General features: G+C 59.1%; 11 protein-coding genes. 2 read left to right on the forward strand and 9 right to left on the reverse strand.

Going from position 1 to position 12,669, the window contains the following annotated elements:
* Nucleotides 1–450 precede the first annotated feature (450 nt).
* The 9 genes from XH81_RS05085 to XH81_RS05120 form a co-directional block, all read right to left on the reverse strand.
* Entirely contained in the window at nt 451–2,667 is a 2,217-nt protein-coding gene (locus XH81_RS05085) for an acetate--CoA ligase family protein (RefSeq protein ID WP_271596055.1), read from the reverse strand.
* An 80-nt stretch (nt 2,668–2,747) separates the two neighbouring features.
* Nucleotides 2,748–2,900 carry a GTP-binding protein gene (locus tag XH81_RS38715; protein ID WP_442868199.1) on the reverse strand — a complete coding sequence of 51 codons (153 nt, stop codon included), beginning with the start codon at nt 2,898–2,900 and terminating at the stop codon, nt 2,748–2,750.
* The gene (locus XH81_RS05090) at nt 2,888–3,904 is read right to left on the reverse strand and encodes an ABC transporter ATP-binding protein (protein WP_271596056.1); all 1,017 of its coding nucleotides are present in this window, start codon (nt 3,902–3,904) and stop codon (nt 2,888–2,890) included. Before XH81_RS05090 ends, XH81_RS38715 begins: the two co-directional genes overlap by 13 nt.
* Entirely contained in the window at nt 3,901–4,890 is a 990-nt protein-coding gene (locus tag XH81_RS05095) for an ABC transporter ATP-binding protein (protein ID WP_271596057.1), read from the reverse strand. The genes XH81_RS05090 and XH81_RS05095 overlap by 4 nt, the downstream gene beginning before the upstream one ends.
* A gap of 5 nt (nt 4,891–4,895) precedes the next feature.
* Nucleotides 4,896–5,801: an ABC transporter permease gene (locus XH81_RS05100; RefSeq protein WP_271596058.1), complete on the reverse strand. Its 906-nt coding sequence runs from the start codon at nt 5,799–5,801 to the stop codon at nt 4,896–4,898.
* A gap of 2 nt (nt 5,802–5,803) precedes the next feature.
* A complete protein-coding gene (locus tag XH81_RS05105) occupies nt 5,804–6,745 on the reverse strand; it encodes an ABC transporter permease (RefSeq protein WP_271596059.1) in 942 nt (313 codons plus the stop codon).
* A gap of 38 nt (nt 6,746–6,783) precedes the next feature.
* Entirely contained in the window at nt 6,784–8,361 is a 1,578-nt protein-coding gene (locus tag XH81_RS05110; RefSeq protein ID WP_271596060.1) for an ABC transporter substrate-binding protein, read from the reverse strand.
* A gap of 814 nt (nt 8,362–9,175) precedes the next feature.
* Nucleotides 9,176–9,676, reverse strand: a complete 501-nt coding sequence (locus XH81_RS05115; protein ID WP_271596061.1) for a PucR family transcriptional regulator — start codon at nt 9,674–9,676, stop codon at nt 9,176–9,178.
* Nucleotides 9,673–10,581: a PucR family transcriptional regulator ligand-binding domain-containing protein gene (locus XH81_RS05120; protein WP_271596062.1), complete on the reverse strand. Its 909-nt coding sequence runs from the start codon at nt 10,579–10,581 to the stop codon at nt 9,673–9,675. Before XH81_RS05120 ends, XH81_RS05115 begins: the two co-directional genes overlap by 4 nt.
* Before the next feature lie 82 nt (nt 10,582–10,663).
* Between XH81_RS05120 and XH81_RS05125 the strand changes: the two genes are divergently transcribed.
* On the forward strand, nt 10,664–11,701 hold the full coding sequence (locus tag XH81_RS05125; protein ID WP_271596063.1) for an NAD(P)/FAD-dependent oxidoreductase: 1,038 nt from the start codon (nt 10,664–10,666) through the stop codon (nt 11,699–11,701).
* A gap of 449 nt (nt 11,702–12,150) precedes the next feature.
* Nucleotides 12,151–12,501 carry a cupin domain-containing protein gene (locus XH81_RS05130; protein WP_271596064.1) on the forward strand — a complete coding sequence of 117 codons (351 nt, stop codon included), beginning with the start codon at nt 12,151–12,153 and terminating at the stop codon, nt 12,499–12,501.
* Nucleotides 12,502–12,669 lie beyond the last annotated feature (168 nt).

Here is a 12,669-nt window from a genome sequence, read left to right on the forward strand (position 1 = left end):
TCCATTCCTATCAAAGGGGCTGACGCCGCGCGACTATGGCCGCTGCCCGGAGCTGATTTTCGGCGTGCGGATGCGACACAGCGCGTAAACTTCAATTGGCGGGGCCTTATCGCGAAGAAATACGCGCGCCGGCGCCCCCAACCTCACACTTTCCGCCCTTGAGAAAGGACGTGTCGCCAAATGCCGTCTGAGTTGTCAGTGAAGCCCAATCCAAGCAGCCGACAGTGTGTCCGCACATGCCGACGTGATGCGGCACAATGCCGTCCGTCATCTCAAATCGGCTCACTGTGGTATATCAACTTCGGATCGTTCACGCGATGTGTGGACCCTTGTTCCGCGCATCGTTCTGGCGCAGCGCTGTTTCGATCTCGGCACCGCAAAGCCGAAACCTGGAGTGCTCTGTGCGCGAAACGCTTTCTGAAGGCTTCAGACCCGCTTACAATGCCATTATTAGTGACCAGCACCCCTCTCTGACTCATTCCGCAATACGACAAGTGCATCAACTGCGAGGCCAATCTTGTCGGTGACAAGAAATGGGTTGACGTCGATTGAGGCGATCCGACCGTCCGCATCGGCGATCAGGTTGGAGAGCCCAACCAGCGCTTTGATCACAGCAGTTTCGTTCAAGCCTGGTTTGCCGCGATAGCCCTTGATCTTCACGCCGGCCTTAGTGCGGCTTATCAGTCTACTCGCCTCGGTCGCGTCAATCGGCGCGCCGGCGAGTGCCACGTCTTTCATCAACTCGACGTCCACGCCTCCCGTTCCAAACAGCACGACCGGTCCCATCTCAGCATCAAGTGAAGCGCCTATCACGAGTTCGAGATCGGCTTTGACCTGCTGGGCAATCAAGATACCTTCGAGCTTCGGGTTGCTCTTCAGCTTCCTGACGCGCGTAGCGATATCGTTGAACGCCTTTTTGACCTCCGCTGCGCTATTGAGATCGATTACCACGCCACCGATGTCCGATTTATGCAAGATGTCCGGACTGACCACTTTCGCCACGACGGGAAAGCCGATCTTCTTCGCGATCGCTACGGCCTCTTCGGCCGTCTGCGCTATCGCTTCCTTCGAGATTGGGATGCCATAAGCCTTTAGCAGCTTTTTCGAGACGATCTCGTCGAGCGCGGCGCCGCCAGTTCTCTTCAACGTCTTTTCCAGCAACGCGCGCGCCTCGGGTCTTGAAGAGGAAGCAATATCCGGCACATCTTTGTTGAGCATGGTATAGTCAATGAGCGCCTTAATGGCGCCGGCCGCGCGGTCCAGACCCTGCATGACAGTGATGTTAGGCAAGGATTTACGCAAGGCTTTTGTGTAGTCGGTAAAGCCGCTGGACATAGGGTTGATATAGATCACAGGCTTCGACGTGGCGCTCGCCATGTCGTTGACGAGGCGCAAGTTGCGCTCGCGCAACTCATGCGTCGCCTTGGGCAGGTCTGCGTCAATAATGACAATGTCAGTGTCGGGATCTTCGATCATGATCTCGATCGATTTGATATAAACAGAAGGATCGACCACCGCGGCAAAGCCAGCATCCAGCGGATTGCCAATCATCGAGCCCGGCCCGAGCATTGTCGTCAGCCTCTCCCTGACACCCTTGCCAAGCGCCGGAAAATTGAGCCCCGCCGAGTGAAATGCGTCGATCAAAAGCCCCCGCTTGCCACCCGACAGTGTCACTGCGGCTAGACGGCTGCCTCTGGGCAATCGAGTATGAACGAAACATTCGGTGGTTTCGATCAGTTCATCAAGCCCGCGCACCCGGATCACGCCCTCGCGGCTCGAGATTGCGTCGAAGGACTCGATGGAGCCTGCCAGGGCGCCGGTATGTGCCATAGCGGCGGCACGGCCGCCCTCTGAGGCCCCCAGCTTCAACGCGATGACAGGTTTGCCGGCGGCACGTGCTGCCCTGCAAGCACTCCGAAACGCCTTGGTATTGCGCACGCCCTCGAGATAAACCACGATCACTCGGATCGACGGATCAGCGGCGAAATAGGTCATCAGATCCGGCGTCTCCAGCCCAGCCTCGTTGCCGGTAGAGACCATATAACCAACACCGACGCCGCGCTCCTCAAGCGCCTGACGGATCATCATCACGATGGCGCCCGATTGGCCGGCGATCGCGACCGTACCCTGCTCCATGGTGACGGCCCGGTCATCGAGATTGGTGAAGAGTTTTTCGCCTGCACTTAAATTGCCAAGGCAGTTCGGTCCCGTTACAACAATTCCCGTCTCGCGCACCGCGGCCTTAAGTTCAGCGGCGAGCCGCTGGCTTTTATCGTCCTGCAACTCGCTGAATCCCGACGTGACGATGGTTGCCGACCGCGCACCTGCGGCGGCAGCCTCCCTCAGCACCTGAACGACGAAACGCGCCGGCACCAGCACCAGCACATGGTCGGGTTTTTCGGGAAGTGAGACGAAATCCTTGTAGCAGGTTACCCCCCAGACCGTGTCGCGCCTGGCGTTTATAGGATAAAGCGCGCCTTCGTACTTGTATTTGACCAGATTATTCCAGATCCGCTCGGCATAATTACCCGGCTTGTCGGTTGCGCCGACTAGAACGATGTTGCGCGGATGCAGCATCGCATGAACGCCACTAATGATGTGACTCGCACCGGGCGCGGGTGACCAACTATTCGATGAAACGGCGGCAGTCGACACGTGCGCTTCCATAGTTCTAGTTCTTCCCTTTAGTTCTTCCGCCGAGAGTCTGTGCTCCATGGTCTCAGCTTTACGCCTCTCATCTGCCGGCATCAGAGTCTCTTCGACGGCATCGGACCTGTCGCACTTTGCACGACCGTAGTTTCGAGCGATATCTTGCCTTCGGCTAGATTTTTGGAGGATGCACGCAAGTGTGTTGTCTTGCCCGCTCCCAGGAATCCCGAGATGATAGTCACTGGCACCATGGTTGAGCTCGTTCGTGCGCTCTGGAAGGAAGCGGGTTTTCGGTGGCCGGCAGATCGTGGAGGTGGCAGGCTGCTTCCTGGCCAGGCGCGACGCTACGTAGTTTCGGCTCCTCGGTTCGACAGCGCTCGAACGTGAAGGGACAGCGCGTGTGAAAGCGGCAACCTTTGGGCGGATTCATCGGGCTCGGGACGTCCCCCTTCAACACGATGCGCGTGCGAGCCCGGCCGGGCTCCGGCACGGGAACCGCCGAAAGCAGCGCGTAGGTATAAGGGTGTTTGGGAGACATGAAGGCTCGTTCGCGAGTTGCGACCTCGACGATTTTGCCGAGATACATCACCGCGATCCGATGGGTCATGTGCTCGACGATGGCAAGGTCGTGGCTAATGAAGAGCAGCGCAAGACCGAGTTCCCGTTGCAGGTCCTGCAGGAGGTTCACGATCTGCGCCTTGACCGAGACGTCGAGTGCCGAGACCGCCTCATCGCATATGATCACACTTGGCTCTGCCGCGAGTGCGCGAGCGATACCGATTCGCTGGCGTTGTCCGCCCGAGAATTCGTGCGGAAGGCGGCCCGACGCGTCCTTCGGCAGACTGACGGTGTCGAGAAGACGGGCTATCCGCGCTTCGAGATCGGCCGCGTCCTCGGCAAGGCCAAAATTCCTAATCGGCTCGGCAAGAATGTCCCCGACCCGCATGCGCGGATTGAGACTTGAGAAGGGGTCCTGAAAGACCACCTGCATGCGCTGCCGAATGGGCCTTAGGGCAGTAGTCGACAGCCGATCGATACGCTGGCCGTCCAACACGACCTCGCCGCCAGTCAGATCTACAAGGCGAAGGATCGCTCGGCCGACCGTTGACTTTCCGCAGCCGGACTCGCCGACCAAGGACAAGGTCTCTCCCGGCATGACGTGAAGCGAGATTCCATCCACGGCCTTCACCGCGTTCCCTTGTATTACAAAGTGCTTCTTGAGATCTTTGACTTCGAGAATCGGTGTCGCGCTCATGCTGCCAATGCCCCTCGGTCTGCGTGATGACAGGCAGCGATATGGTTGGGGGCTTTGAGTTCGAGTGCCGGAGCGGTCTCACGACAGAGCTCGGTGACCTTGGAGCAACGCCCCGCAAATGGACATCCGACGATTTTCAGCTTCAGGCTCGGCACAAGCCCCGGAATCTCAGACAGGCGCGTGTAAGTTCCTTGGAGCGAGGAGCCAAGCTTCGGCACCGCGCCGATCAGCCCCTGCGTATACGGATGTTTGGGGTTCGCGAAAAGCTCGGAGACGGCCGCCTCCTCGACCTTACGGCCCGCGTACATGACGATAACGCGGGTAGCGACTTCCGCCACAACGCCGAGGTCGTGTGTGATGATGACGACCGCCGCCCCGACCCGCTTCTTCAGGTCGCGCATTAGATCGAGAATTTGTGCCTGGATGGTGACATCCAGTGCCGTTGTCGGCTCGTCGGCAATCAGGAGCTTCGGCGAGCAGGCGAGAGCCATGGCGATCATGACACGCTGCCGCATACCACCCGAAAGCTGATGCGGGTATTGGCGCACGCGCTTCGCCGGTTCAGGAATGCCGACCAGCGCCAGCATCTCAATTGATCGCGCCAGCGCTTGCGTCGAGTCGAGCCCCTGATGCAGGCGCAAAATTTCGCCGAGCTGACGACCGATCGTGAGGACCGGATTGAGACTTGTCATGGGCTCTTGGAAGATCATCGAGATCTCATTGCCGCGAATGCGTCGCATGGCTTGGTCGGGCAAGCTTAGGAGATCGCGGCCATCGAACATGATCCGGCCCGCGATCTTCCCTGGCGGCTCTGGAATGAGCCGCAGAATCGAATTTGCGGTCACGGATTTGCCGCAGCCCGATTCCCCGACGATTGCGACCGTCTCACCAGCTTCGACGGTAAAGTTCACTCCGTCCACGGCTCGAAGAATGCCGTCTGGGGTTCGGAAATGCGTCTGGAGATTCTCAACCGACAGAAGGGGCATGGTGCTCAAATCCTTTTCGCCATGCGGGGGTCGAGGGCGTCACGCAGGCCATCTCCTAAAAGGTTTACGGCGAGGACGGTCAGCGACAAGAAGATGGCGGGGAAAAAGATAATGTAGGGTTTGACCTGCCAGACAGCCCGGTCGTCGGACATGATATTGCCCCAGGACGGAATGGTAGGTGGCGTGCCAGCTCCGATGAAGGACAGGATCGCCTCGAGGATCATCGCCGAGGCGCAGACGTAGGTGGCCTGAACAATGAGGGGGGCCAGCGTGTTGGGCAAGATGTGTCGCCAGACGATCATTGGCGTCGTCGTTCCGGCCGCGACGGCGCCATCGACGTAGGGCTGCTCGCGTAGCGACAGTACGACGCTGCGCACGAGACGGGCAACGCGGGGGATCTCCGCGATAGCGATCGCAACGATGACGTTACTTACGGATCCCCGCGTCAGAGCCATCAGGGCAATCGCCAACAGTATCGAGGGAATGGACATGAGGCCATCCATCATTCGCATGATGATCCCATCCGACGAGCGGACAAAGCCGGAGATCAGACCGAGAGCGAGTCCAACGAGTGATGCCAGCACCGCTACCGAAAATCCAACCATCAACGAGACCCGCGCGCCATAGAGGACGCGAGAATAAACATCGCGCCCGAACATATCCGTTCCGAACCAATAGAGCCCCGAGGGCACACGCGTCCTCCGCGCGGGGGAAAGGGCGGCGGGATCCACGGTTCCGAGATACGGCGCAAGGACGGCGATGAGGAAGATCGCAAGGAGTGGAAATCCCCCAAGCGCGATCGTCGGATGCCGCCATGCAAAACCGCGAATGCCGCGCAGTCGACGGACCGGAGGAAAAAGGTCGCGCAGCTCGGAAATAGCTCCGAAATCGGATTTGGCTGTCGATATCATGATCAATAGCGAATCCTGGGATCAACGAGGGTGTAGACAACGTCTACTCCCAAATTGATCAATACGTAGCTGAAGGAGAACAGCAGAACGACACCTTGGATCACCGGATAGTCGCGCTGCAAGATTGCATCGACCGTCAAACGGCCGATTCCGGGAATGACAAAAACACTCTCCGTCACGACGGCCCCGCCGATCAGGAGGCCAATACCGATACCGATAACCGTTACAATAGGAACGGCCGCGTTTTTCAGTGCGTGCACGAAGAGCACCTCTCCCTCACTGAGGCCCTTCGACCGTGCCGTCTTGACATAGTCCTGGCCTAGGACCTCTAGCATCGTCGCCCGTGTGATCCGCGCAATCAACGCCACATAGACGAAACCGAGGGCGAGAGAAGGCAGGATCAAACTACGCAGCCAAAGCCAGAAGCCCTGAGCGATCGGCGTGTAGCCTTGAACGGGGAACCATTCGTTCTCAAGGGCGAAGAAGTAGGCCAGCAGATAACCGACCACGAAGACCGGCAGCGAAAAGCCCGCGACGGCCACGACCATGACCAGGCGGTCCACCCACTTGCCCGCCTGCCAGGCGGCGATGACACCGAGCGGAACCGCGATCATGATCGAGAACACAAGCGTCACAAGCATCAGGGATAGCGTCGGCTCTACCCGTTGCCAGATGAGTTGGGTCACCGGAAGATTTGTGTAGATTGACGTACCCAAGTCACCGCGCACAATCCTCCACAGCCACTCCGCAAAGCGGATCAGGAAGGGTCGATCGAGACCTAGGCTCGCTCGGATTTTCTCGACCGCCTCGGCAGTTGCTTGGTCGCCCGCGATGATCGCGGCAGGATCGCCAGGCGCAAGATAGAGTAGGCTGAATACGAACAACGCGACGACCAGCATCACCGGGATGGCTGATGCGAACCGTCGAGCAGCATATGCCAGCATGCCGTGCCTGCCTAAGCTCATTGCGGGAATCCGGTATGTCAGGTCATCTGGACATTGTAGAAGATGGGAATATAACGCGAGACGCCAGTCAGGCCTTTCCGATATGCAGTCGGCGTCACCCAGCGACCTGATGGCACGTAAGGCATGCCGTGGAGCGCCTGGAGCTGCATCTGGCGGCAGATGTCTTTTCGATCATCCTCCGTTGCAGCGCTGAGCCAAGTATCGCGCAACTCCTCGAGCTTGGGGCTATCCGGCCAGCCAGACCACGCGCCAAGCTTGTTTCCACGGAGCGCAAGATGCGCTGTCGGGTCCCACAGTTCCTGGCCAGGAAGAAACGTAGTCAGCAAGTTCCAGCCGCCGTTGTCGCGCGCTTCCCGATTGTTTCGCCTTTGCAGCCAATTCCCGAAATCGAGAGAGGCTAACTCGACGTTCATCCCGGCACGTTTGAGTTGGTCCTCGAGAACCACCGCCTGAACATGGATGTTTTGGCTCTGAGGAGCGTCCAGAAGCACGACCTTCTCGCCTTCATAACCCGCGCTCGCAAGTTCGCGCCTGATACTACTGAAATCAGGAGCCCGCGCGGCGATCGGAAGTCCGATCTTCGACGCCATCGGCGAATCAGGTGTAAAGAATCCGACGTCGTCGCTCCATTTCTTGGCTCCAACCGCCTGCATCATTTCATTCTGCGAGATCGCCTTCGCGGTGACGCGGCGGATGGCGGGATTGTCGAAGGGCGCGCGCAGATGATTGAAGCGGATGATGCCCATGTTGCCGAGCACGCTGATCAATTCGATTGTAATTTTTGGATCCTTGCGCAGCGTCGGCAAGAGGTCGGCGATCGGCTCCTCAAACCAATCGATTTCTCCTGTTCGCAGCGCGGCGGCAGCGGTCGCCTGGTCGGGGATCACGCGCCATTCTATTCGATCGATGTAAGGCACCTTTGGACCCGAGGCATACTCAGGCCTGCCCTCGGGGCGAGGCACGTAATCGGCAAACTTTTCGTAGACAGTGACCTGTCCGACCACGCGATCCTTCGCAATGTAGCGATAGGGACCGCTCCCGATGGCGTCCGTGACAGGCTTGGACACATCGCTCAGCGCAAGGCGCTCGGGCATGATCACCGGCACGAAAGTCGAACTCTTGCCGAGCGCCGCGGGAAGCAGCGGAAAAGGTCGCTTGAGGCGGAACACGATCTCCTTGTCTGACGGAGCGGTGAGCTCGTCAGTTGCGGCCATAAGGGCCTGCCCGAACGCATCTACCTTCGCCCAGCGGCGAATGCTCGCCACCGCGTCACGCGCGAGAACGGGCTCGCCGTCATGAAATTTGAGGCCATCGCGAAGCTTCAGTCGCCACAGGCGACCGCCATCTTCGACGACGTGACCTTCGACCATCTGCGGATGAGGATTGAAATCATTGTCCTGACCGTAGAGCGTGTCAAAGACAAGATGAGCATGATAGCGAACAACAAAGACCGACGAGAACACCGGATCGAGGACCGTAAGGTCGTTGTTGGGCCTGAAGCGCAGCAATTTGTTCGCTCGCGCTGAAACGACGCGAGGCATAGCAAGCGTCGCAGCGCCTGCAACCGCACTACGCAAGACGTCGCGACGACGCATCCCCCCTCCCTTTGTTAATGATCAAGTTAGCCATCGATCTAAAGTCAGCGGGGTTATTTCACGTACGCAATAATTTGCAACTATTTTTTCATGTCCGAGAAGTTTTCTGCCCTTTCGTGATTGTTGCTCGGCCAGACATCGAAGACACTTGCTGCTACGGAAGGTAACGATCGAGATCCCTCTGACCCGGGGCGATAAGGTGCGAATGCTCTCCTAGGTTGGGGAAGCAAAGACCAATTGTCGTCGACCGCTGCCGCCTTCGCAGATCTGGTGGCCAATTTAGCGCCCGGCCATGATGGTCATGTGGTTCTTGCCGCCACCAAGCGCCTGGCGAGGCCCATCGGTTGCTCCTCCGGCAGCAACACTTTTGGATCGACCAAAAGCGCAGCGCATTGCCGCCGCGGGAGAGCGTTCCAGCAAATTGCGAGCGACGTGCTAAGAGACGCAGGAACAGTCCCTTCACTAGGGTCCGTAGAGGACTCTCCACCTCTAAGTCATCGACCGGACAGCACGCCGGTCAAATCGCGCCGCTCTCCCCGCTCCGCGCCATGCTTGGCGCACCAAAAAAAAGGGCTACTCCGAGGAGTAGCCCCAAGTCTGGGAAGAAATGTCCACGTGGGACCTCTGAAATTCATGAATCCTTTTTTGACCGCAGGAACGGCAGCCACATTCCGTCGTCGTTGCCGCCGTGATAGCCGTCGGTGGATGATGGTTGTTGACGGAATACAAATTAGGGGAGTCCCACACGGGGCGATATTCGCTGTTGTTACGAACGCAGGGTCGTCCCTTATACAAACGTATGACTATATTGCTGTCAGTTGTGTAAAATGCCTGCTGCGTAGCCGGCTTGTAGCGCAAGCCAGAAGGCCGTCGTCCCCGACATCGAAGCCGGTTTCAGCCCCGTCAATTGCTCGCTCATACGTAACCGGTAGACTAGCGTCTGCCTGTGAATGCTCAAGTTGCCAGCAGTCACCTTCCAGCTGGCGTCGTTGGCAAGGAACGTAGCGAGCGTACGCAGCAGCGAGGAGTCGTGGTTGCGGTCGTAAGTGATGAGTGGGCCTAAGTATCGATGGACCAACTCTCGCGCTTCGGCGAGCGTCTTGGGCGCCAAGGCCGAGGAGGTTCCGGTTGCCCCGTATCTGATTAGCTGGACTTGACTTTCGCGCGCGCGGGCGAGGGAGAGCCGGGCTTGATGCACGCTTTCCAAAAAGTCAGCGCAAATGATCGGCCGACTGACCCCCGCTTTCGACTCAGTCCCCAGAGAGTTCACCATATTCAATATAAGGTCTTCCCGATCGGGCATGACCGCAATCATGATGTCGTCTTGCAGCAGTAGTGGTTTGATCGGGCGCAAGTCCGATGCATGGTGGATCTGTCGCGGTTCCCACGCTGCCTCTCCTGACGGGTCGATGGCGATACTGACCAGCGGACCTTGCAGCCCCGCCATTCAAGGACTGCTCGAGCGGCGGCAAAATCGACCACTCCCTTGAGGAAATCGCGCAAGAGGACTTCTCCTTCAGAGCGGCGATGGTCTCGTTCGATCGCCTGCTGCTCAAGCTCGACCACCACCAAACCGGCCAGATAGTGGACCAGCAGTGGATCAATTATCTTGTGCTCCTTGCGGTGCCGCACCATCAGCGCTGCGCGCCCGCGTCCCGGGATATCCGCAATTTCTTGCCGCCCGCCGTTCGCCGGTGGTTCGCCGGACGAGACAATGGTGCGGCCGCTCGCCAAGTCCTTGATCTCGACGTGCCACCCCTCTCGTCTGCCAAGGCTAGCCAATCGGCTTTCGAAGTCCGTCGCCTCACGTAGCGCTGAAGTATACGACTGAAATAGCTGTCGGCTCGCCTCCACCCGGATCACCCTTCGTGCGAGCTTGACGAACTCAAGCTCGAAACTCGCCTCTATAACGGGGAATTTGCGTGCTTCTGCGGCGGCCAGCATTTTGTGTTGGATTTTGGGAGCATCGGCCCGTGCAGCCACGACCAGCGCACTTACGTTTATGTCCGCCAGGCGATTAAGCCAATCGACCTGCTTATCCGCGTCCTCGGGGATACCGACTCCTGTCGTCATTACTAGATCGCCGGCCGCTACCCACCGCCACGGATCGGTCAGGTCGCAAGCGTGCGCCCAGGTAACAAGTCGATGGCCACCTGCAGCGCCAGCCCGGAAAGTCAGTCCAAGGGCATCGATGGCGACAAGTCCGTTCACGGTGATCATCTGCAGTCGACACCCCCGGATAGTTCTCGATGTTGCTCAGACAATTGTACAACAGCTTTACCCGCAGCTGTAGAAGTGCGGCATGGACGCACCGGGGTCGGCGCCTTTACTGACCACAAAAAGTGTTGAACCCCGAGACATTTGGACATCTAATATGTCGGTTGGCCAAGCCCTTAGTGGCCTTTCCAACGTTCCCGTCTGGTATGAAGATGCCAAGCGTCGGAAGGCACTTGCCTCTGATATTGACGCCGACGTCGCGATTATCGGAGCGGGTTACACAGGTTTGTGGACTGCATACTACCTGTTGAAGGCTGAACCGACCCTCCGTGTAGTGGTCATCGAGCGCGAGCATGCTGGGTACGGCGCCTCGGGGCGGAACGGGGGTTGGGCGTCCGCAATCTTCCCGCTCTTGCTACAGCACGTCGCCAAATCCTCCTCGCACGCAGCCGCACTCGCGCTTCAGGCGGCCATGAACGACACGGTCGACGAGATCGGACGCGTTCTTCGCGACGAGGGCATTAATGCCAACTATGCCAAGCAGGGGTTCCTGTCGTTGGCCAGGTCGTCTGCCCAGCTAAGCCGCGCTCGCGCTGCCGTCCAAGCATCCGAGACGTTCGGGCTGCCGCATCAGTGGCGACTTTTGGATGCCCCAGAGGCCTCAGCTATGATAGCTGCCGAGGGGGGCGTCGGCGGGTTGTACACCGAGCACTGCGCAGTGATCCATCCCGGCCTCCTCGTTCGCGGCCTCACCCGCAGTATCGAGGCTCTCGGTGCTTGCATTTACGAGAAAACTTCGGCAACTGATTTTCGCAGAGGCAGCGTCATCACCTCCGGCGGCACGGTTCGCGCACGCGTCATCGTTCGTGCAACAGAGGGATTCACGACGCAATTCAGGGAGTATCGTCGCTCCCTTATCCCGCTGTACTCGCTGGTGTTCGCCACTGAGCCTCTGCCGCACTCCCTGCGAATCAAGTTGAAGCTTGACCATCGCATCGCCTTCAACGATATGCGCCATCTACGGACCTATGCCCAGGTGACGGCCGACGGTCGGCTGGTTTCGGAGGCAGGGGCGCGCCTTATCATTTCGGCTCAAAGGTTTCCTCGGAATACGACACTGTAGATGCCGTACACGCGAAGATTCGGGCCACGATGAGAGTTCTTCCCCGCTCTGAGCGGCGTCCGGATCACGCATCGCTGGGGCGGTGCGCTGGGCGTTCCGCGAGACTGGCATCCATCCGTCGGACTGGACCGCGCCTCGGGCGTAGCGTGGGCAGGTCAGTATGTTGGAGACGGAGTCGCGACAAGCAATCTTGCAGGACGCATCCTCCGTAACCTCATCCTGGAGCGGGATGACGAGATCAACCGCCTGCCTATCGTCAATCTCCGGTCGCCACAGTGGGAGCCTGAGCCCTTTCGCTGGCTTGGCGTAAACCTCGGACTCTACGCCGCAGCCGTCGGAGACGCTGAGGAGCCCCTCGCAAAGCGCCCCTCCCGAGTCGCCTACGTGCTGGAATGGCTGACGGGCGCACATTGACAACATTGGCCACAGATATCTCAAAGGAGATTCGAATGACCGCCATGACTGTTATTAGCTGCACTGAGGTTATCTCGGGCCGTCTTCCATCCGCCGGTCAGCGGCCCGGCGCGGACAAAGGCGACCCCCAGATCAGCCTCTTGAAGGTCGCTCCGAAGGCCGGCGGCAACATAGGGATATGGGAATGCCAGCCGGGAGGCTGGCCCGTAAACAATCGCCCCGACACCGAGGTGGCGTTTATCCTGTCGGGCAGCGCAACCATCACTGACGCAACCACCGGCACGGCTCACAACGTCAAGGCAGGTGACCTAGTCGTGCTGCCTCCTGCTTGGACCGGTCGTTGGGATGTGACCGAAACCGTCCGCAAGATCTACGCGATCTACTGAGCGCTGCGCCTGGCTGCGCTCCAGGGACCGCCAACACATGATCGCGGAGCGACGGAGGTGCGCGGTCGACCATCACGACGCCGCGACCAAAATAGCTCCGCGCAGGCTCCCCTCGGGCTGGTCCCTTCCTTCCATGCGTCTCGTTACCTTCGACGACTTCACAGGTAA

Source organism: Bradyrhizobium sp. CCBAU 25360 (assembly GCF_028128695.1).
Taxonomy (GTDB): Bacteria; Pseudomonadota; Alphaproteobacteria; order Rhizobiales; family Xanthobacteraceae; genus Bradyrhizobium; species Bradyrhizobium ottawaense.

Coding starts and splice junctions, on each gene's coding strand:
- XH81_RS05085 (WP_271596055.1), bottom strand. CDS start 2,667: ATGGAAGCGCACGTGTCGACTGCCGCCGTTTCATCGAATAGTTGGTCA.
- XH81_RS38715 (WP_442868199.1), bottom strand. CDS start 2,900: ATGGTGCCAGTGACTATCATCTCGGGATTCCTGGGAGCGGGCAAGACA.
- XH81_RS05090 (WP_271596056.1), bottom strand. CDS start 3,904: ATGAGCGCGACACCGATTCTCGAAGTCAAAGATCTCAAGAAGCACTTT.
- XH81_RS05095 (WP_271596057.1), bottom strand. CDS start 4,890: ATGCCCCTTCTGTCGGTTGAGAATCTCCAGACGCATTTCCGAACCCCA.
- XH81_RS05100 (WP_271596058.1), bottom strand. CDS start 5,801: ATGATATCGACAGCCAAATCCGATTTCGGAGCTATTTCCGAGCTGCGC.
- XH81_RS05105 (WP_271596059.1), bottom strand. CDS start 6,745: ATGCTGGCATATGCTGCTCGACGGTTCGCATCAGCCATCCCGGTGATG.
- XH81_RS05110 (WP_271596060.1), bottom strand. CDS start 8,361: ATGCGTCGTCGCGACGTCTTGCGTAGTGCGGTTGCAGGCGCTGCGACG.
- XH81_RS05115 (WP_271596061.1), bottom strand. CDS start 9,676: ATGATTGCGGTCATGCCCGATCGGGAAGACCTTATATTGAATATGGTG.
- XH81_RS05120 (WP_271596062.1), bottom strand. CDS start 10,581: ATGATCACCGTGAACGGACTTGTCGCCATCGATGCCCTTGGACTGACT.
- XH81_RS05125 (WP_271596063.1), top strand. CDS start 10,664: ATGGACGCACCGGGGTCGGCGCCTTTACTGACCACAAAAAGTGTTGAA.
- XH81_RS05130 (WP_271596064.1), top strand. CDS start 12,151: ATGACCGCCATGACTGTTATTAGCTGCACTGAGGTTATCTCGGGCCGT.